Genomic DNA, 19,656 nt, shown 5'->3' with positions numbered 1-19,656 from the left:
GCCCATGTTCGAAGTCGACCCCAATCTCTGGCTGCAATCCTTCGCCAGGCCGTGGCTGACCTGGCTGATGCAGGCGATCTCGCTGTTCGGGCAGGAAGGGTTCTACGCCGCCGCGGTGCTGGTGCTCGGCTTCGGCCTGCGCCTGCGACCGATGCTGGGCGTGATGCTGGCGCTGCTGCTGACCGGGCTGGGCACGCATGCCATCAAGGACGGCCTGGGCCTGCCGCGCCCGGTGCAGGTGGATGCGCGCGTTCTGGACAAGGGCGAAACGAACAGGCAATGGCTGACCGAGCGCGGCGGCGCGCAGGCGGCGTTCGGGCTGCCGTCGGAGCAGGCCATCACCGCCGCGCGGGCGCTCCACGATCCCGACTTCGGTTTCACCAGCGGTCATGTCGCCGCGGCCACTGCCTTCTGCGCCAGCCTGCTGCTGATGTTCGCGCCGCTGCGGCGGCGACGCGGCATCGCCGTGGCCATCGCGCTGTGGCCGGTGCTGATGGCGTGTTCGCGCCTGTACCTGGGCCGGCATTTCCTCGGCGACGTGCTGGGCGGCGCTTGCCTGGGGCTGCTGGGTGCCGGCGCCGCGTGGTGGCTGTGGCGGCGTCCGCAGACGCATCGTCTGGCGTTGCCGGCGCTGGCGCTGCTGGCGGGCATCGCATCGTGCTGGCTGCCGCTGGTCGATCTGGCCACGGCGGGCCAGTTGCTGGCACTGGCGCTGCTGGCCGCGCTGTTCGCGCGCATCGGCTGGCCCGACGATGCGCCGGCGACGTTCGCCATGCGGCTGGGGCGGGTGGCGCTGGCATTCGCCGTCTACCTGCTCGGCAGATTCGGCTCGCATGTCCTGCTCCAGCACTTCGGCGACGGCGATGTTTTTCGCCTGTCGCTGACAGCTGCCTCTACCCTGTTCGTGCTGGGCGCCACCGTCTGGCTTACGGGACGATTGCGGCTCTATCCCACCGCTGCCTGAGCCGCGCGCTCCCGGTGCACCACCACGAGCTGGACGGCATCTCCGCCGCGATAGTCGTCCGGCGTCAGCCGGTAGGCGATGCGGATGCGCGATGCCGGCTCCTCGCCGTCCCAGCCGTTGAAATGGATGGCGTTGCAGCGACGGCCGTCGAGGCCGAGCTCCAGCTTGAGGTGGCGCTCCTTCAGCACGCGGAAGCCCAGCACCTCGAACTCGCCGTCGAACAGCGGCTCGGGGTAGCCCTGCCCCCAGTGGCCGCCGTCGCGCAGCGCCAGCGCGACAGTTGCCTGCAATTCGTCGGCGCGCAATCCGCCGTCGCTGCGCAGTTCTTCTGTCAGCAGCGCTTCGTCCAGCAGTTCGCGCGCGACCTGCACGAAGGCGTCGCGGAACGCCGGGAAGGCATCGCGCGGCAGGCTCAGGCCCGCCGCCATCGCGTGACCACCGAAGCGCGGAATCAGGCCGGGATGGCGTGCGTCCACCAGCGCGAGCGCGTCGCGGATGTGGAAGCCGGGAATCGAGCGCGCCGAACCGCGCAGCATGTCGCTGTCCGGCTCCGCCGGGGCAAAGGCAATCGCGGGACGGTGCAGGCGCTCCTTCACCTTCGACGCGACGAGGCCGACCACGCCCGGATGCCAGTCCGGATCGAACAGGCAGGCCGCGTGCGTCGCATCGATGCCGTCCAGCCTCGCATCGGCCACGTCCTGCATGTCGGCCTGCAGGGCGCGGCGTTCGTCGTTGATGCCGTGCAGGATCGACGCCAGCTCGCGCGCCTGCCGAGCATCGTCGGTGAGCAGGCATTCGATGCCGATGCCCATGTCTTCCAGCCGGCCCGCCGCATTGATGCGCGGCCCGATGGCGAAACCGATGTCGGCGGTGGACAGGGTGGCGTCGCGGCGGCCCGACACTTCGATCAACGCGCGCAGGCCCGCACAGCCCTGCCCCGCCCGCAGCCGCCGCAGTCCGGCGCCCACCAGCGCCCGGTTGTTGGCGTCCAGCGGCACCATGTCGGCCACCGTGCCGACGGCGACCAGATCGAGCAGCGCGGCGAGGTCGGCCTGCACGCCCAGCCTCGCGCGCAGCGCCAGCAGCACGTAGAACATCACCCCGACGCCGGCCAGCGCCTTGCTGGCGAAGCCGTCGCCCGGCTGGTTGGGATTGACGATGGCGTCGGCCGGCGGCAGCGTCGGTCCTGGCAGGTGGTGGTCGGTCACCAACACCTGCCAGCCGCGCGCCTTCGCCGCGGCGATCCCCGCATGGCAAGCGATGCCGTGGTCCACCGTGACCAGCAGGTCGGGCTTCAGCGCATCGAGTTCCTCCACCAGCCCCGGCGTCAGCCCGTAACCGTGCACGATGCGGTTCGGCACCGCGTGCGAAACGCGCCGCGCGCCGAGCATGCGCAGGCCGCGCACGCCCGTTGCGCAGGCGGTGGCGCCGTCGCAGTCGAAATCGCCGACCACCAAGATGTGCGCATCGGCGGCGATGGCGACGCGCAGCAACTCCACCGCCTCGGCCATGCCGTTCAGGCCGTCGGGCGGCAGCAGGTCGGCCAGCCGAGGCATCGCCGTGCGCGCATCGCTGCCGCGCGCGGCGTGCACGCGGCGCAGCAGCTCGGGCCAGTGCACGGGCCAGTGCACGGGCCAATCGCCCATGAGTTCGACCGATGGGCGGCGGACGATACGGCGCACGGTGCTCATGCCGTGAAGCTCATGCGGGCAGATCGGACAGCGGCTTGCGCCAGAAGCGCCAGCGCTGGTTCGGACGCAGCGCGAACGCCAGGCCATCGGCGAAGTCGAACGTCGTCGCGCGCTTCCCGGCATCGGCCGCCGCCGGCAGCAGCCAGCGCTCCACCAGCGCACGCGCATCGCGCTGCCCGCGCAGGTCGACCAGCGCATCGCCTGCGCCCTGCTGGAACGCGGACAGCGGCCTCCCTTGCAGCCCGCCCAATCGCACCACGCCCAGCACGGCGGGATCGTCGGAATACACGGCCGGCGCGGCGGATGACATGGCATCGGGCAACACTCCGCCGCCCCAGAACCACAGCGCGTTCACCGGCACCTTGCCGGCGGCCAGCCGCGCCGCGTTGTGCGGATGATTGTGCAGGGTGATCTGCACCTCGCTTTCCAGCGCCCGCCAACGTCGCGCCTCATTGCCATTCGGCAAGTGGTCGAACACGTCGTCGCCCAGCGCCTCATCCGGCGATGCGAACGCGGGCAGCTTCGCCTCTCGCGGCAGGCGCAGGTACCAGCGCGACGGATGCGGGGCTTCCAGTTGGAAACCGGCGTCACCGAACAGAGGGCGCAGCGCCGGCAGCAGCGCATCCACGTCGGCCTGCTCCATGCCCAGGTTCGCGCCGATGCCGAGCAGACGCGCGCCATTGATGTCCGGGCGGATGTGCGCGGGATCGGCGCGCAGCCATGCGCCGTGGCGCGCATCGTCTTCGCCGGCGTCGAGCAGGCGGGTCAACGCCGCCGCTGGCCAGCCGCGCGGCAGCAGGTCGAAGTGGCGGGTCAGCAAGGCGTGTTCGCCCGCATCGGCGCGCATGCGATCAGCGCAGCCCAACGCCTTCGCCAGCACGGGCGGCAAGGCGACGCCGGCGAAGCGCGAAGCCGACGGGAGCAGCAGCGTCAAGGACATGGATGGGGATTCGAAGGCCAAACTGACGAATCAAGCGGGATGAGGAAGCGATTCCCGCCAGATCGAAGCGCAAGGACGCCGGATGCCCGCCTGCGCGGGCATGCCGGCATCAGCCCTGATACCGCACCGCCACGATCTCGTACTCCCGCGTGCCGCCGGGGGCTTCGATGGTGATGGCGTCGCCCTCGCTCTTGCCGATCAGCGCGCGCGCCACCGGCGAGGAAATCGCGATCAGGCTCTGCTTGATGTCGGCTTCGAGGTCGCCCACGATCTGGTAGGTCTTCTCCTCGTCGGTGTCGCAGTCCACCAGCACCACGGTCGCGCCGAACACCACCTTGTCGCCGGCGTTCAGCGTGGACACGTCGATGATCTGGGCATGCGACAGCTCGGCTTCCAGATGCTTGATGCGGCCTTCGATGAAGCCCTGCTGCTCGCGCGCGGCGTGGTATTCGGCGTTTTCCTTGAGGTCGCCGTGGGCGCGCGCTTCGGCGATCGCCTCGATCACGGCGGGACGCTTGACCGACTTCAGTTCTTCCAGCTCCGCGCGCAGCCGCTGCGCGCCCTTGGCGGTGATGGGTGCCCTGCTCATGCGAGTTCCTTGTGCAGTTCCTGCAGCGAGAGCACGTCGCCCTTGCCGCGATGATCCAGTGAATGCAGCAGCGCGCGCGCGCCCGCCACGGTGGTGGAATAGGTGACGCGCGCCTGCAAGGCCTCGCGCCGGATCGAGAACGAATCGGCGATCGCCGCGCGCCCTTCGGTGGTGTTGACGATGTAGCAGATCTCGCCGTTCTTGATCAGATCGACGATGTGCGGACGACCTTCGGCCACCTTGTTGACGCGCTCGCAAGCGACGCCGTGGGCGCTCAAGTAGTCGGCGGTGCCGCTGGTGGCGACCAGGGTGAAGCCGCGCTCCAGCATGGTGCGCGCCACGTCCAGCACGCGCGCCTTGTCCGGGTCGCGCACGGAGATGAAGGCCTTGCCCGGCTGCGGCGCGCGGATGTTGGCGGCCTCCTCGGCGCGCGCGAACGCGGCCTCGAAGCTGCGGCCCACGCCCATCACTTCGCCGGTCGAACGCATCTCCGGGCCAAGGATCGGATCGACGTTCTGGAACTTGGCGAACGGGAACACCGCTTCCTTCACCGAGTAGTACGACGGCACGATTTCTTCCGTCGCGCCCTGCTCCGCCAGCGTCATCCCGGCCATGCAGCGCGCCGAGATTTTCGCCAGCGGGCGACCAATCGCCTTCGACACGAACGGCACGGTGCGGCTAGCGCGCGGGTTCACTTCCAGCAGGTAGATGGTATCGGCCTCGTCGCCTTCGGCCACGCCGACCTGCACGGCGAACTGGGTATTCATCAGTCCGACGACGTGCAGCGCCTTCGCCAGCGCCACCACCTGCTCGCGCAGGCGCTCCTGCGTGCGCGCGGACAGCGAGTACGGCGGCAGCGAACAGGACGAGTCGCCGGAATGCACGCCGGCTTCCTCGATGTGCTCCATCACGCCGCCGACCAGCACGTTGCCGTCGCGGTCGGCGATCACGTCGATATCGACTTCCACGGCGTTGTCGAGGAAGCGGTCGAGCAGCACCGGCGAATCGTTGCTCACCTTCACCGCTTCGCGCATGTAGCGCGCGAGGTCGGCGTCGGCGTGCACCACTTCCATCGCGCGGCCGCCCAGCACGTAGCTGGGGCGCACCACCAGCGGGTAGCCGATTTCGCGCGCCTGCACCAAAGCCTCGTCGGCGCTGCGCACGGTACGGTTCGGTGGCTGCTTCAGGCCCAGTTCCTCGACCAGCTTCTGGAAGCGTTCGCGGTCTTCGGCCAGATCGATGGAATCCGGCGAGGTGCCGATGATCGGCACGCCGTTGGCTTCCAGCGCCTTCGCCAGCTTCAGCGGGGTCTGGCCGCCGTACTGCACGATCACGCCCTGCGGCTTCTCCAGCTCCACGATCTCCAGCACGTCTTCCAGCGTCAGCGGCTCGAAGTACAGGCGGTCGGAGGTGTCGTAGTCGGTGGAGACGGTTTCCGGGTTGCAGTTGACCATGATGGTCTCGAACCCGTCCTCGCGCAGCGCCAGCGCGGCGTGCACGCAGCAGTAGTCGAACTCGATGCCCTGGCCGATGCGGTTGGGGCCGCCGCCGAGCACCATGATCTTCTTGCGATCCGTCGGCGCGGCCTCGCATTCGTCCTCGTAAGTCGAATACAGATAGGCGGTGCCGGTGGCGAACTCGCCGGCGCAGGAGTCCACGCGCTTGTACACTGGACGCACGCCGAACGCCTTGCGCAGCGCGCGCACCGCCGTCTCGTTGGTGCCGGCGAGCTGGGCGATGCGGGCGTCGGAGAAGCCCATGCGCTTGAGCGTGCGCAGGCGCTTGGCGTCGAGGCCGTCGAGGCCGCGATGCGCCACGTCCACTTCGGCGTCGATCAGTTCCTCGATCTGGTCGAGGAACCACGGATCGACGAAGGACAGCGCGTGCACGTCTTCCACGCTCATGCCGGCACGGAAGGCGTCGGCGATGTGGAAGATGCGCTCCGGGCCGGGTTCCTTCATCTCGCGGCGCAGCGCCAGCAGACCGTCTTCGGCAGCCAAGTCGAGACCGGTCGGGTCGAGCCCGATCTTGCCGGTTTCCAGCCCGCGCAGCGCCTTCTGCAAGGATTCCTGAAAGCTGCGGCCGATCGCCATCACCTCGCCCACCGACTTCATCTGCGTGGTCAGGCGCGCGTCCGCCGCCGGGAACTTCTCGAAGGCGAAGCGCGGAATCTTGGTGACGACGTAGTCGATGCTCGGCTCGAAGCTGGCCGGGGTCAGCCCGCCGGTGATCTCGTTCTTCAGCTCGTCCAGCGTGTAGCCGACGGCGAGCTTGGCGGCGACTTTCGCAATCGGGAAGCCCGTGGCCTTCGACGCCAGCGCCGAGGAGCGCGACACGCGCGGGTTCATCTCGATGACGACCACGCGGCCGTTCTTCGCATTGATGCCGAACTGCACGTTGCTGCCGCCGGTATCAACCCCGATCTTGCGCAGCACCGCAATCGACGCATCGCGCAGGCGCTGGTATTCCTTGTCGGTGAGGGTCTGCGCCGGGGCCACGGTGATCGAATCGCCGGTGTGCACGCCCATCGCGTCGAAGTTCTCGATGCTGCACACGATGATGCAGTTGTCCGCGGTGTCGCGGACGACTTCCATCTCGAACTCCTTCCAGCCCAGCACCGATTCCTCGATCAGCACTTCGCTGGTCGGCGACAGTTCGAGGCCGCGCTTGACGATGTCCTCGAACTCCTCGCGGTTGTAGGCGATGCCGCCGCCGCTACCGCCGAGGGTGAAGGATGGGCGGATGATGGTCGGGAAGCCGACGTCGGCCTGAATCGCCACCGCCTGCTCGTAGGTGCGCGCGACTTCCGACTTCGGGCTCTCCAGTCCGATCTCGGACATCGCCTGCTTGAACAGCTCGCGATCTTCGGCGGTGCGGATGGCGTCGCGTTTCGCGCCGATCAGCTCCACGGCGTACTTGTCCAGCACGCCGTTGTCGGCGAGGTCGAGCGCGCAGTTCAGCGCGGTCTGGCCGCCCATCGTCGGCAGCAGCGCGTCGGGCCGTTCCTTGGCGATGATCTTCTCGACCGACTGCCAGTTGATCGGCTCGATATAGACGGCATCGGCCATGTCCGGGTCGGTCATGATCGTGGCCGGGTTGCTGTTCACCAGCACCACCCGGTAGCCCTCGTCGCGCAGCGCCTTGCACGCCTGCGCGCCGGAATAGTCGAACTCGCAGGCTTGGCCGATGACGATGGGGCCTGCGCCGATGATGAGGATGGTTTTGAGGTCTGTGCGCTTAGGCATTGTTGTTGTTCTCCATGAGCGCGATGAACTTGTCGAACAGCGGCGCAACGTCGTGCGGGCCGGGGGCGGCTTCCGGGTGGCCTTGGAAGCTGAAGGCCGGTGCGTCGGTCAGCTCAATGCCTTGGTTGGTGCCGTCGAACAGCGAGCGGTGCGTCACGCGCGCGTTCGCCGGCAGCGTGCTTTCGTCGATGCAGAAGCCGTGATTTTGAGAGGTGATCATCACGCGACCGGAATCGAGGTCTTGCACCGGATGGTTCGCGCCGTGGTGGCCGTGCGGCATCTTCATGGTCTGCGCGCCGACGGCGAGGCCCAGCAACTGGTGGCCGAGGCAGATGCCGTACAGCGGGATTTTTGCCGCCACGAACTCGCGGATCGCTTTGATCGCGTAGTCGCAGGGCGCGGGATCGCCGGGGCCGTTGGACAGGAACACGCCGTCGGGGCGCATCGCCAGCACCTCGGATGCGGGCGTCTGCGCTGGCACCACGTGCACGTCGCAGCCACGCTCGGCCAGCATGCGCAGGATGTTGCGCTTGGCACCGAAGTCGTAGGCAACGACCTTGAACTTCGGCTCGGCCTGCGCGAACGCATCGCTGTCGAGGTCGAGCTGGCCTTCGCTCCAGCGATACGGCTCGGCGGTGCTGACCACCTTCGCCAGATCCATGTTCTTCAAGCCGGGGAACTTGCGCGCGGCTTCGATGGCGTGCTCGATGTCCAGCACCTCGTCATGGCTGGCGGCGGCCAGCAGCGCGGCGTTCTGCGAGCCGCGCTCGCGCAGGATGCGGGTCAACTTGCGGGTGTCGATGCCGGCGATGGCCTTGATGTCGCGTGCCTGCAGCCACTCGGGCAGCGCGACCTGGCTGCGCCAGTTGCTGGGGCGGCGCGGCACGTCGCGCACGATCAGGCCGGCGGCCCAGGCCTTGGCGGCTTCGTCGTCCTGGTCGGTGCAGCCGGTGTTGCCGATGTGCGGATAGGTCAGCGTCACCAGCTGCTGCGCGTAGGACGGATCGGTCAGGATTTCCTGATAGCCGGTCAGGGCGGTGTTGAACACCGCTTCGCCCACGGACAGACCGGGCGCGCCCACGGAAATGCCCTCGAAGACCGTTCCGTCTTCAAGCGCGAGAATGGCGGGATTATTCAAGTGCGTCGCCTTGCGTCAGGTTGCAAGAAAGCGCCGAAGCGGCGGTGCCGGTTCGGAGCTGAGGGGGTTCAGGCGAGGGCGAATTGTACCGGCGCGCGCCGCCGGGCGCTAGCGTTTCAGAGCAGATCGGCGACGCGGTAGCGTCCGGGCGCGCGCGCATTCAGGCGCGCAGCGGCGTGCAGCGCGCCGCGCGCGAAGATGTCGCGGTTGGTGGCGCGGTGGACCAGCTCGATGCGCTCGCCGGCGGCGGCGAATTGCACCAGATGCTCGCCGACGATGTCGCCGGCGCGGATCGAGGCGTAATGCGGGTCCGCCCCGCCCGCCTGCGCCGCCGTGCCCAGCGTCAGCGCGGTGCCCGAGGGCGCATCCAGCTTGCGGGTGTGGTGGGCTTCGACGATGTCGCAGTCCCAGCCGGGCAACAGCTTCGCCGCGCGCTCGACCAGATCGTGCAGCACCGCCACGCCGAGGCTGAAGTTGCTGGCCCAGGCCAGCGGGATGGTGGTCGATGCGGCATCCAGCGCAGCCTTCTGCGCATCGGACAGGCCGGTGGTACCGGACACCAGCGCTGTGCCGCGGGCGACGCACAGGGCGAGGATGGCGTCGAAGCCTTCCGGCAGGCTGAAGTCGATGGCAACGTCGAACGCCGGCACGCCGGACAGCTCGGCCGCGGTGAACCGCGGCACGCCGTCGACCACGCGCGTATCCACCCGCCGCGCCACCGCCGCCACGACCTCGCAGCCGGTGGTTTCCTCGCGACACAGGCGCAGCAATGCCTGCCCCATCCTGCCGGTGGCGCCGTGGATCAACAGTCGAACGGGAGGATGCGCATCCATGCGCGCAGGCTAGCCGGCAGCCGCGACAGCGGCAAGCCCGAACGCGAAGCGGCGGGGACCAGCCCCGCCGTCTCGAAACAACGCGAAACGCCGCGCGTGGCGCGGAACGTGTCCGCGCTACACGCGCTCCGACACGCTCTGCAAACGCCCCACCACCTGGTGCATCGCATCCTCGAACGCGTTCTCGCCTTCGCGCAGCGCCACCTTGCCCAGCTTCGCCATCACCGCCAGTTCCTCGACCGAGGCGACCAGCACGCGGATTCCGCGCCGGTTCACCAGCAGCAGGCGCGAAGAGATCGGGCTGATCCACGACACCTTGGCCGGGGCGAAATGGCCGTCGGTGGCGGCGAGCTGCAGCCAGTCGCCGACCTGCAGCTTGCGCACGCGCGCCAGCATCGCGGCGTCGAAATCCAGCCCTGCGGTGCCGGCCACGACTTCAAGCTGCGGCTGCGGTTCGGGCTGCGGCTGCGCCGGCTCGGGCAGCTCCGCCTGCGGCGGCATGCGCACGTCGTCGTCCAGCGCGGATTCGCCGCTGGCGAGCCGCGACAGCGCATCGCGCAGGGCGTCCAGCGCCGCCTGCGCGGCGTCCTCGGTGCAGCCGGCGCTGGCCAGGATGTCCAGCAGCCCGGCTTCGGGCAGCGGTGGCAGCTTCTCCGGCGTGAGGCCGGCGGCGAGCTTGTCGCAGGCCGCCAGCAGCCGATCCACCGCCTGCATCGCGTCGTTGTAGCGCGGCGCACCCTTGCCGTCGCGCAGAACCACCTGCACCAGATGGTGGTTGACGTGCCGGGACAGGAACTCGTCGATCACCGGCGGCAGCGTGCGGTCGCCGCGGTGCGCGGCGAGGTCGTCGGCCACCACCCTGCGCGCGTGCTCCAGCCGCTCGCGCCCGCGCTGGGCCTCGGCGGTGCGCTTCTCGGCCAGCTCGAAGCGCTTGCGGTGCTGGGCCATGTAGGCGCGCAGCTCCTGCTCCAGCGTTTCGAAGATCGCCACGTCCTCGTTGAACTCGGCCACCAGCCGGTCGATGGTGTGGTCGACGTGGGTGAGCAGTTCGCGTTCCTGCGGCGCCTCGCCTCGGTTGCCTTCGCAGGCTTCGGCGACGGTGTTGAGCAGCTTGCGCGCCGGGTGCTCCTTGAACAGGAACATGCGGCGGTCGCGCACCGCCACCTTCACGTAGGGCACCAGCATGCGGCCGATCATCTGGCGGATCTGGGTGTCGAACTGCGGGCCGTCCAGCAGCACGTCGAACAGCAGCGCGACCAGATCGACCGCGTCGTTGTCCAGGCCGTCCAGATTGAGGTTGTCGCCGGTGACGCCCAGCTTGCGCGCGCTCTGGGTCATCTGCTGGCGCAGCTGGCTGGCGAGCGACTGCTGCTCCGCCTCGCCCGCCGGGTTGAAGCGCGGGCCGCCGTCCTGCTGCATCAGCGACAGGATCGACATCAGATCGTTGGTGGGCAGCGCCGGGCCGGCTGGCTGCGCGCCCGGCGCGGCGGCCACGCCGGTGGCGTTGCGCCAGCCCTGCAGCATGCCGAGCATGCTGGCGAACGCGGCCTGGTCGGACGCGCTGATCTGCATCTGGCTATGGCCAGCATCGTGCGGCACGGTGTCGTGCTGCGGCATGCCGGCCGGATGCGGCGCGGCGGCAGCTTGCGCCTGCTGCGCGTGCGACGGCGCGGCGCGGTGCGCCTGCTGCGGGCGGGCGTTGGCGCGCAGTTCCGGCAGCACGCCGGCGGTCGCCATCAGGGTGTTGCTGCGGTCGTAGATTTCGCCGAGCGCGCCACCGAGTTCGCGCTCGAAGAACTTGAACACCACGATCCGCAGATCGGCGTCCAGGTCCAGCCGATCCATCGCGCTGCCGAGCGCGCGGGCCAGGAAGGTGGGCGCCAGCGGGTTCTCGCGCGGCGGCAGGTCGCCTTGCCCGGCGATCGCGGACAGGCGCCTGCTGGCGATCTCGAAGGCGGGGGCGTGGGTGCGCAGCACGGACGCGGCCAGCTGCTCGACCGCGAGCTGTTCTTCCAGGTCCTGTTCGGACAGCAGGCTGAGGCCGGCGGCGCTGCCGTCGTCCTGGGCGCCGCCCGCGTGCCGGTCGCGCAGCCCGCGGAAGCGGTTCAGCACCGCCTGCCGGAACTGCTGCGAGATTTCGCCGCGGGCGCGGCGCATGTCGCGCAGGGCCATCAGGCCCAGCGTTTCCTCGCCGTTCTGGCTGCGGTCGAACAGGTAGTCGTCGAGGTCGGACAGCGCGCTGTCCAACGCCGGCGCGGCGCGGTCCAGCACGTGCTTCTGCAACGCGTCGAGCAGCGGGCCCGCGGCCTGCTGCGATGGTTGGGGGATTCCGCGGGGGAACGGAATGTCATGGCGTTGCTGCTCTAGAGGGAATGGCCCGTCGGTAACAGTACCCCAGCCGGGAGTCCAGATCATTGATGGCCGTCATGGTTCCGCGGCTCCGTGCGCCGGCTGCCGGCCGCGGCCGACCGCTCATCCGGGCAATACCCGGCCGATGCCGGTCCGGTCCAGTTCTTCCGCCACGGCCGCCAGCTGGTCGGGCCGGGTGCCGCTGTTGAAGCCCAGCCGGAAATGCAGTTCGCCGGCCTGGGTGCGCGAGGAATGCAGCGAGGCGATGCTGACGCCGTGGCGCTCGAACACGTGCAGCAGGGCGCGCAGCGAGCCCGGCCGGTCTTCCGGCAGGTGGATGCTCAGGGTGTGCGCGTCGGACAGATCGGCCAGCAGGTAGCCGAGCCGCTCGAAGGTGTAGTTGCCATCCGCCAGCGCCGGCGCGCCGAACGCGTCGCGGTTGGCGTCGAGGAACTCCGCGCGGAAGGCGGCGCGCGCATCGTCGTCGCCCTGCCCGACCAGCGCCGCGAGCCGCGCCAGCTGCGACGCCAGCCCGCGCAGCACGTCCCGCGCATGCGGGTTGCCGAACTGGATGTCCTCGTAGATGGCGGGATTCAGCGACAGGATGCGCGCGGCGATGGCGGCGTCCATTTCGAACGAGGCCGAACGGAACGGCATCAGCTCGGCCAGCGTGCCCGCCAGCCCGGCCTGCCCGCGCAGCACGCCGGCCTGAGCGAGGTGGCTGGCGTGCACCATCGCCTGCACCAGCGCCATCGCGCGGTCGTGGCGCTCCGGCGCGGCGCGCACGCATTCGGCTTCCAGCGCCGCCAGCAGCGCGTCCAGCCACGGCTTCCACGCGGACAGCCGCGCCTCGCAGACCACCAGCACGCGGCCTTTGAGCGTCGGCGACTTGGGCGGCGCCGACATCGGATGCAGGCCCGCCACTTCCGCGTGCGAACGCAGCATCGCCGCCACCGGCTCGGCCTTGACCGAAGTGACGTCCAGCCAGAGCTTCCCCGCTTCGCGGCCGGCGGACAGCCGCGCGTAGCGGTCGATCAGCGCGGGCGTGCTCCGGATCGGCGCGGAGAACAGCAGCACGTCGGCGCGTTCCAGCAGGGCCTCTTCGCTTTCCGATGCGGCGTCTGCCGGGTCGTGGCCGATCACCCGCAGGCCCATGCGGGTCTCGAAGAACGCGCGCAGCCAGCGTCCGTAGGCGCCGGCGCTGCCGACAATGCCGATGACGGGAGAGGTCTTGCCCAAGATGCGGTGTCCGGAAAGAAGAACGCCCGGGAAGTCCGGGCGTCCATTCTAGGAAACGGAATTGGTTGCCGCTGTCAGGATTTCATCCGTTCCCAGATGCCCTTGACGCCGTCGAAGAACGTGGCCGACTTCGGCGAATGGCGGCGCGCGTTCTCGCCCACGAAGGTGGTCTCGAACTGCTCCAGCAGCTCGCGCTGCTCGGCGGTCAGGTTGACCGGGGTTTCCACCACCACCTTGCAATACAGGTCGCCCGGCTGGCGGCTGCGCACCGACTTCACGCCGCGGTCGCGCAGGCGGAACACCTTGCCGCTCTGGGTTTCCACCGGGATGCGCAGCTCCACTTCGCCGTCCAGCGTGGGCACGCGCACGGTGTCGCCCAGCGCGGCCTGCGAGATGCGGATCGGGATCTCGCAGTGCAGGTCGTCGCCGTCGCGCTCGAAGAGTTCGTGCGGACGCACCCGCACTTCCACGTACAGGTCGCCGGGCGGCGCACCGGCCGGACCGGCCTCGCCCTCCCCCGCCAAGCGGATGCGGTCGCCGCTGTCCACGCCGGCCGGGATCTTCACCGCCAGCGTCTTCTCCTCCTCGACCCGGCCGTTGCCGTTGCAGTGCTTGCACGGGTTGGCGACGGTCTTGCCGGCGCCGCCGCAGTGCGGGCACGGCGCCTGCATCATGAACGGGCCGCGCTGCATGCGGACCTGGCCGCGCCCGCCGCAGGTGGAGCAGGTGTCGACCTTGCCGTCCTCCGAGCCGCTGCCCTTGCAGGGTTCGCAGGTGGCGAGCGTGGGAATGTGGATCTGCTTCTCGACGCCGCCGACGGCTTCCTCGAGGTCCAGCTCCATCACATAGCCGATGTCGGCGCCGCGGCGCGGCCCCTGCTGGCGCGCGCCGCCGCCGAAGATGTTGCCGAAGATGTCGCCGAAGATGTCGCCCATGTCGGCGCCACCGAACCCGCCGAAGCCGGGGCCGGCGTTGCCGCCGCCCATGCCGTGCTCGAACGCGGCGTGGCCGTGCTGGTCGTAGAGGCGGCGCTTGCCGCCGTCGCTCAGCACTTCATAGGCTTCCTTGCATTCCTTGAACGCCGCCTCGGCGGCCTTGTCGCCGGGGTTGCGGTCCGGGTGGTGCTTCATCGCGCAGCGGCGGTAGGCCTTCTTCAGCTCCTCCTCGCCGGCGTTGCGGGCCACGCCCAGGACTTCGTAGTAATCGCGCTTGCTCATCGGGCCAACCTGTTCCCTTCACGGCGACGGGCAGACCACCGGCCTGCCCGTCGCATTGCCTGCCTGCCGGATCAGGCCTTCTTGTCGTCGTCCTTGACCTCGGTGAACTCGGCGTCCACCACGTCGTCGTTGCCGCCCTGCGCCGCGCCGGCCTGTTCGCCGCCGCCCTGCTGGCCCGCGGCCGCGGCCGCGGCGAACAGCGCCTGGCCGGCTTCCTCCAGCGCCTTGCTCTTGGCTTCGATCTGGCCCTTGTCGTCGCCCTTCATCGCCGTTTCCAGCTCGGCGATGGCGCCCTCGGCGCGGCCGATGGCGTCGCCCGGCAGCTTGTCGCCGTTGTCCTTGATGGTGCTGCGGGTGGCATGGATCAGAGCGTCGGCCTGGTTGCGCGCGGTGACCAGGTCGTGGAACTTCTTGTCCTCCTCGCGGTTGGCCTCGGCGTCCTGCACCATCCGCTGGATCTCGTCGTCCGACAGGCCCGAGCCGGCCTTGATCTCGACCTTCTGCTCCTTGCCGGTCTTCTTGTCCTTGGCGGTGACGTGGACGATGCCGTTGGCGTCGATGTCGAAGCTCACCTCCACCTGCGGCATGCCGCGCGGGGCGGCCTCGATGCCGGTGAGGTCGAAGCGGGCCAGCGACTTGTTGTAGCGGGCCTGTTCGCGCTCGCCCTGCAGCACGTGCACGGTCACGGCCGACTGGTTGTCCTCGGCGGTGCTGAAGGTCTGCGACGCCTTGGTCGGGATGGTGGTGTTCTTCTCGATGATCTTGGTGAACACGCCGCCCAAGGTCTCGATGCCCAGCGACAGCGGGGTCACGTCGAGCAGCAGCACGTCCTTGACGTCGCCGGCCAGCACGCCGCCCTGCACCGCCGCGCCGATGGCGACGGCTTCGTCCGGGTTCACGTCCTTGCGCGGCTCCTTGCCGAAGAACTCGGCCACCGCCTGCTGCACCTTCGGCATGCGGGTCTGGCCGCCGACCAGGATCACCTCGCTGATGTCGGACGCGCGCAGGCCGGCGTCGTTCAGGGCGACGCGGCAGGGTTCGATGGTCTTCTTCACCAGGTCGTCCACCAGCGCTTCGAGCTTGGCGCGGGTCAGCTTGATGTTCAGGTGCTTCGGACCGCTGGCGTCGGCGGTGACGTACGGCAGGTTGACGTCGGTCTGCTGGGCGCTGGACAGCTCGATCTTGGCGCGCTCGGCCGCGTCCTTCAGGCGCTGCAGGGCCAGCGGATCCTTGCGCAGATCCACGCCGTCGGACTTCTGGAACTCTTCCACCAGATAGTCGATGACGCGGTTGTCGAAGTCCTCGCCGCCGAGGAAGGTGTCGCCGTTGGTGGCCAGCACCTCGAACTGCTTCTCGCCGTCGACGTTGGCGATCTCGATGATCGACACGTCGAAGGTGCCGCCGCCGAGGTCGTACACGGCGATCTTGCGGTCCTTGGTGTCGCCCTTGTCGAGGCCGTAGGCCAGCGCCGCCGCGGTCGGCTCGTTGATGATGCGCTTGACGTCGAGGCCGGCGATGCGGCCGGCGTCCTTGGTGGCCTGGCGCTGGCTGTCGTTGAAGTAGGCCGGCACGGTGATGACCGCCTCGGTGACCGTCTCGCCCAGGAAGGCTTCGGCGGTCTTCTTCATCTTCTCCAGCACCTTGGCGGAGACTTCCTGCGGGGCCAGCTTCTTGCCGTCGGCCAGCGCCACCCAGGCGTCGCCGTTGTCGTGCTGGGTGATGGTGTACGGCACCACGCCGATGTCCTTCTGCACTTCGGCGTCGGTGAACTTGCGGCCGATCAGGCGCTTCACCGCGTAGAAGGTGTTCTTCGGGTTGGTGACGGCCTGGCGCTTGGCGGACGCGCCGACCAGCACTTCGCCGTCCTTGGTCCAGGCGACGATGGACGGGGTGGTGCGGTCGCCCTCGCTGTTCTCGATGACGCGGACCTTGCCGCCTTCCATGATGGAGACGCATGAATTGGTGGTGCCCAGGTCGATGCCGATGATCTTGCCCATGGTGTTCCCTCTGTAATGTCGTTGGCGCCGTGCGCCGATGGTTGCTATCTGGGGATGCCGCGCCCGCCTTCAAGAGCCGCGCGGCGATGCGCCGGGGCGCCGTTTCAGTCGTGCCTGGCGACGATCACCAGCGCCGGGCGCAGCAGCCGCCCGTTGAGCAGGTAGCCCTTCTGGAACACGGTGATGACGTGGCCGGGGGCGACGCCCTCCGCCTCGCCCTGGCTGATCGCCTGGTGGTGTTCCGGGTCGAACGGCTGGCCGGTCGGGTCGAGCAGGGTCATGCCATTCTCGGTGGCGACCTTCAGCAGCTGCTTGTAGGTCAGCTCCAGCCCGTGGCGCAGCGCGTCGCCCTCGCCCGCCGCGGACAGGCCGGCATCCAAGCTGTCGAACACCGGCAGCAGGTCGCTGAGCAGGCGCTCGTTGGCGAACTTGCGCGCCTGTTCGATGTCGCGGGCCAGCCGCTTGCGCTGGTTCTCCAGGTCGGCGCGCTCCAGCAGCGACTGCGCCTTCAGCTGCTCGACCTCGGCGCGCAGCGCCTCCAGTTCGTCGTGCTGCGCCGCGTCGGCGTCCTCGTTCACTTCCTGGCTGGGATCGTTGCTCATGTCCACGGTTCGAAATACGCGGCCGACTGCCGCACCGTGCAGGGCTATGGGGGTTCAGGCGTCGGGATTCAAGGCGGCCCCCAGCGCCGCCGCGGTGGCCTCCACCACCGGGATCACCCGCTCGTAGGCCATCCGGCTGGGGCCGATCACCCCCAGCACGCCCAGCACCTGCCCGTCGCGGCCGTAGGGCGCGGTCACCAGCGACATGCCTTCCAGCGGCGCCAGCCCGGTTTCCTCGCCGATGAACACGCGCATGCCCGGCGCCTTGGCGGTGCGCTCCAGCAGCTGCAGCAGCTCGCGCTTTTCGGCGAAGGCGTCGAACAGGGCGCGCAGGCGGTCGAGGTCGCCCAGCTCCTGCAACCCCAGCAGGCGGGTCTGGCCGGCCACCAGCATGTCGTCCTCGCGGGCCGGGGCGAACGCCTGCTCGGCCAGCTCCACCGAGGACGCCAGCAACCGCTCCATCTCGCTGCGGGCGTCGCGCAGTTCGCGCAGCAGCGCGGCGCGGATCAGGCTCAGCGACTGCCCGGCGAAATGGGCGTTCAGGGTGTTCGCCGCCTGCTCCAGCTCCGACGACGAGAACGCCCGCCGCACCTGCACCACCCGGTTCTGCACCTCACCGTCGGCGAACACCAGAATCGCCAGCACCCGCTGCGGGTCCAGCGCCACGAAGTCGATCTGGCGGAAGGCGAAGCTCTCGCGCCTGGGCACGCTGACCATGCCGGCGAAATGGGTCATCGCCGCCAGCAGCTCGGAAGTGCTGCCCAGCAGCGCCTGCGTGCCCGCGCCCGCCGGCAGCCCGCTGCGCAGCCGATGGACGTCCTCGCTGCCCAGCGGCTTGACCTGCAGCAGCGAATCCACGAACAGCCGGTAGCCCTGCGCGGTCGGCACCCGCCCGGCCGAGCTGTGCGGTGCGGCCAGCAGGCCGGCGTCCTCCAGCGAGGCCAGGATGTTGCGGATGGTGGCCGCGCTGACATCCAGCCCGGCGTGTTTCGCCAGCGTCTGCGAGCCCACCGGCTCGCCGTCGCGGATGTGCCGCGACACCAGCGTGCGCAGCAGCTGGCGCGCGCGCGGGTCGAGGGCGATGTCGGGAGCGGGGCGGCGGGCCATGCGCAGGTTGTAAGCGTCCGCCCGCGCGCATGCAACCGCTACCCGCGCATCGCGCCCGCAGGCACAATGCGCAGCCATGCTGACCCGCCTGTCGATCCGCGACTTCGCCGTAGTGGCCCACGCCGAACTGGACTTCGGCGCGGGCCTGACCGTCGTGTCCGGCGAAACCGGCGCCGGCAAGTCGCTGCTGGTGGACGCGCTGGGCTTCCTGTCGGGCGCGCGCGGCGACGCCGGCGCGGTGCGCCACGGCGCGCAGCGCGCCGAGCTGTCGGCCGAGTTCGCGCTGGACGATTGTCCCGCCGCCTCCGCCTGGCTGGCCGAGGTCGAACTGGACGACGACGGCGCCTGCCAGCTGCGCCGCACCCTGCGCGCCGACGGCGGCTCGAAGGCATGGATCAACGGCCGCGCCGTGACGATCGCGCAGCTGGCCGAACTGGCCGGACTGCTGGTGGAAATCCACGGCCAGCACGCCCAGCAAGCGCTGCTGATGCGCCCGCAGCAGACCCGCCTGCTGGACGACTTCGCACGCCATCCGCAGCTGCTGGCGGCCGTCGCCGACTCGGCGCGGCGCTGGAAGGCGCTGCAGCAGGAGCGCGACGCCCTGCTCGCCCGCGGCGACGTGGCCGAACGCCAGGGCTGGCTGCGACACCAGCTGGACGAACTGCAGGCGCAGCCGCTGGAACCCGACGCGCTGGCGGAACTCGACGCCAGCCATCGCCGCCACGCCCACGCCGCCTCGCTGATCGCCGCCTGCGATTCGGCGCTGGACGCGCTGGGCGGCGACGACGCCCTCACCCGCCGCCTGCAGCATCTGCGCGGCGGCCTGCAGCGCGAAGCCTCGAACGAGCCGCGCCTGTCCGACGTCGATGCGATGCTCGACTCGGCCGCGATCCAGCTCGACGAAGCGCTGGCGCTGCTGGAACGCGTCCGCGGCGACCTCGACCTCGATCCCGACGCGCTGGCCGACATCGAACGCCAGCTCGTCCGCGTGCAGGACCTGGCGCGCAAGCACCGCGTCGCCCCCGACAGGCTGGCCGCGCACCGCGACGCGCTGGCCGCGGAACTCGATTCGCTGGCCGACGCCGACGCGCGCCTGCAACGGCTCGACCGCGACATCGCCGCCGCGCTGGAAGACTGGCGCGCGGCCGCCGCCGCCCTCGCCGCCTCGCGCCGCAAGGCCGGCGACGCGCTGGCCGCGGCCATTACCGCGCTGATCGACGAACTGGGCATGCAGGGCGGGCGCTTCGAGACCGCGCTGGAAGCCAACGCCGGCGACGCACCCGATCCGCTCGGCGGCGAGCGCGCCGAGTTCCTGGTCTCGGCCAATCCCGGCCAGCCGCCGCGCCCGCTGCGCAAGGTGGCCTCGGGCGGCGAGCTCTCGCGCATCTCGCTGGCGATCGAGGTCGCCACGCAGGGGCAGGACGCGGCTTCGACCCTGGTGTTCGACGAGGTCGATGCCGGCATCGGCGGCGCGGTGGCCGCCGCGGTGGGCGCGAAGCTGCGCGCGCTGGGCGCATCGAAGCAGGTGCTGTGCGTCACCCACCAGCCGCAGGTCGCCGCCGCCGGCCACGCGCAGTACCGCGTGAGCAAGGCGGCGCAGGACGGCATCACCCAGTCCTCGGTGGCCGCGCTGGACGCCGCCGGCCGCGTCGACGAGATCGCGCGGATGCTGGGCGGCGCGGAAGTCAGCCGCGAAGCGCGCGCGGCGGCGAAGCGGCTGCTGGAAAACGGCTGACGCCTTCGTC

14 protein-coding genes are annotated in these 19,656 nt (G+C 70.1%); 2 read left to right on the top strand and 12 right to left on the bottom strand.

The features are described 5' to 3' along the window. Positions 1 to 4 precede the first annotated feature (4 nt). Positions 5 to 964: a phosphatase PAP2 family protein gene (locus H9L17_RS00220; RefSeq protein ID WP_187570421.1), complete on the top strand. Its 960-nt coding sequence runs from the start codon at positions 5 to 7 to the stop codon at positions 962 to 964. On the opposite strand, the gene recJ is transcribed toward H9L17_RS00220, so the two are convergent. The 12 genes from recJ to hrcA form a co-directional block, all read right to left on the bottom strand. Next, positions 946 to 2,655, bottom strand: a complete 1,710-nt coding sequence (gene recJ / locus H9L17_RS00215) for a single-stranded-DNA-specific exonuclease RecJ (RefSeq protein ID WP_187570420.1) — start codon at positions 2,653 to 2,655, stop codon at positions 946 to 948. The genes H9L17_RS00220 and recJ overlap by 19 nt on opposite strands. A 10-nt stretch (positions 2,656 to 2,665) precedes the next feature. Further along, positions 2,666 to 3,595, bottom strand: a complete 930-nt coding sequence (locus H9L17_RS00210) for a phosphoglycerate mutase (protein WP_187570419.1) — start codon at positions 3,593 to 3,595, stop codon at positions 2,666 to 2,668. Positions 3,596 to 3,704: 109 nt separating this feature from the next. Then, complete coding sequence (gene greA, locus H9L17_RS00205; RefSeq protein WP_187570418.1) at positions 3,705 to 4,184, bottom strand: transcription elongation factor GreA; 480 nt, start codon at positions 4,182 to 4,184, stop codon at positions 3,705 to 3,707. Next, positions 4,181 to 7,429 (bottom strand): carbamoyl-phosphate synthase large subunit, encoded by a 3,249-nt coding sequence (gene carB, locus H9L17_RS00200; RefSeq protein WP_187570417.1) that lies wholly within the window; start codon positions 7,427 to 7,429, stop codon positions 4,181 to 4,183. Before carB ends, greA begins: the two co-directional genes overlap by 4 nt. Continuing rightward, entirely contained in the window at positions 7,422 to 8,567 is a 1,146-nt protein-coding gene (carA, locus tag H9L17_RS00195; protein WP_187570416.1) for a glutamine-hydrolyzing carbamoyl-phosphate synthase small subunit, read from the bottom strand. Before carA ends, carB begins: the two co-directional genes overlap by 8 nt. A 116-nt stretch (positions 8,568 to 8,683) precedes the next feature. Then, entirely contained in the window at positions 8,684 to 9,349 is a 666-nt protein-coding gene (locus H9L17_RS00190) for a 4-hydroxy-tetrahydrodipicolinate reductase (RefSeq protein ID WP_246455241.1), read from the bottom strand. 168 nt (positions 9,350 to 9,517) lie between these two features. Continuing rightward, positions 9,518 to 11,683 carry a DUF1631 family protein gene (locus H9L17_RS00185; RefSeq protein ID WP_187570414.1) on the bottom strand — a complete coding sequence of 722 codons (2,166 nt, stop codon included), beginning with the start codon at positions 11,681 to 11,683 and terminating at the stop codon, positions 9,518 to 9,520. A gap of 189 nt (positions 11,684 to 11,872) precedes the next feature. Next, on the bottom strand, positions 11,873 to 12,988 hold the full coding sequence (locus H9L17_RS00180) for a prephenate dehydrogenase (RefSeq protein WP_246455117.1): 1,116 nt from the start codon (positions 12,986 to 12,988) through the stop codon (positions 11,873 to 11,875). Between the two features lie 74 nt (positions 12,989 to 13,062). Further along, entirely contained in the window at positions 13,063 to 14,205 is a 1,143-nt protein-coding gene (dnaJ, locus tag H9L17_RS00175) for a molecular chaperone DnaJ (RefSeq protein ID WP_187570413.1), read from the bottom strand. Positions 14,206 to 14,276: 71 nt separating this feature from the next. Continuing rightward, complete coding sequence (gene dnaK / locus H9L17_RS00170) at positions 14,277 to 16,202, bottom strand: molecular chaperone DnaK (protein WP_187570412.1); 1,926 nt, start codon at positions 16,200 to 16,202, stop codon at positions 14,277 to 14,279. A 104-nt stretch (positions 16,203 to 16,306) separates the two neighbouring features. Then, positions 16,307 to 16,804, bottom strand: a complete 498-nt coding sequence (gene grpE, locus H9L17_RS00165) for a nucleotide exchange factor GrpE (RefSeq protein ID WP_187570411.1) — start codon at positions 16,802 to 16,804, stop codon at positions 16,307 to 16,309. 54 nt (positions 16,805 to 16,858) lie between these two features. Further along, on the bottom strand, positions 16,859 to 17,911 hold the full coding sequence (gene hrcA, locus H9L17_RS00160; RefSeq protein ID WP_187570410.1) for a heat-inducible transcriptional repressor HrcA: 1,053 nt from the start codon (positions 17,909 to 17,911) through the stop codon (positions 16,859 to 16,861). A gap of 76 nt (positions 17,912 to 17,987) precedes the next feature. Between hrcA and recN the strand changes: the two genes are divergently transcribed. Continuing rightward, on the top strand, positions 17,988 to 19,646 hold the full coding sequence (gene recN, locus H9L17_RS00155) for a DNA repair protein RecN (protein WP_187570409.1): 1,659 nt from the start codon (positions 17,988 to 17,990) through the stop codon (positions 19,644 to 19,646). Positions 19,647 to 19,656: the final 10 nt, after the last annotated feature.

Origin of the sequence: Thermomonas brevis, from assembly GCF_014395425.1 — a bacterium.
Taxonomy (GTDB): domain Bacteria; phylum Pseudomonadota; class Gammaproteobacteria; order Xanthomonadales; family Xanthomonadaceae; genus Thermomonas; species Thermomonas brevis.
Note: the sequence above shows the minus strand (reverse complement) of the source record. Positions and strands in the feature narration are given on the sequence as shown.

Bases quoted from the DNA above. Each gene is read 5' to 3' on its own strand.
- H9L17_RS00210 (WP_187570419.1), bottom strand. From the start codon at position 3,595: ATGTCCTTGACGCTGCTGCTCCCGTCGGCTTCGCGCTTCGCCGGCGTC.
- dnaJ (WP_187570413.1), bottom strand. From the start codon at position 14,205: ATGAGCAAGCGCGATTACTACGAAGTCCTGGGCGTGGCCCGCAACGCC.
- grpE (WP_187570411.1), bottom strand. From the start codon at position 16,804: ATGAGCAACGATCCCAGCCAGGAAGTGAACGAGGACGCCGACGCGGCG.
- greA (WP_187570418.1), bottom strand. From the start codon at position 4,184: ATGAGCAGGGCACCCATCACCGCCAAGGGCGCGCAGCGGCTGCGCGCG.
- hrcA (WP_187570410.1), bottom strand. From the start codon at position 17,911: ATGGCCCGCCGCCCCGCTCCCGACATCGCCCTCGACCCGCGCGCGCGC.
- H9L17_RS00220 (WP_187570421.1), top strand. From the start codon at position 5: ATGTTCGAAGTCGACCCCAATCTCTGGCTGCAATCCTTCGCCAGGCCG.
- recJ (WP_187570420.1), bottom strand. From the start codon at position 2,655: ATGAGCACCGTGCGCCGTATCGTCCGCCGCCCATCGGTCGAACTCATG.
- recN (WP_187570409.1), top strand. From the start codon at position 17,988: ATGCTGACCCGCCTGTCGATCCGCGACTTCGCCGTAGTGGCCCACGCC.
- dnaK (WP_187570412.1), bottom strand. From the start codon at position 16,202: ATGGGCAAGATCATCGGCATCGACCTGGGCACCACCAATTCATGCGTC.
- H9L17_RS00190 (WP_246455241.1), bottom strand. From the start codon at position 9,349: ATGGGGCAGGCATTGCTGCGCCTGTGTCGCGAGGAAACCACCGGCTGC.
- carB (WP_187570417.1), bottom strand. From the start codon at position 7,429: ATGCCTAAGCGCACAGACCTCAAAACCATCCTCATCATCGGCGCAGGC.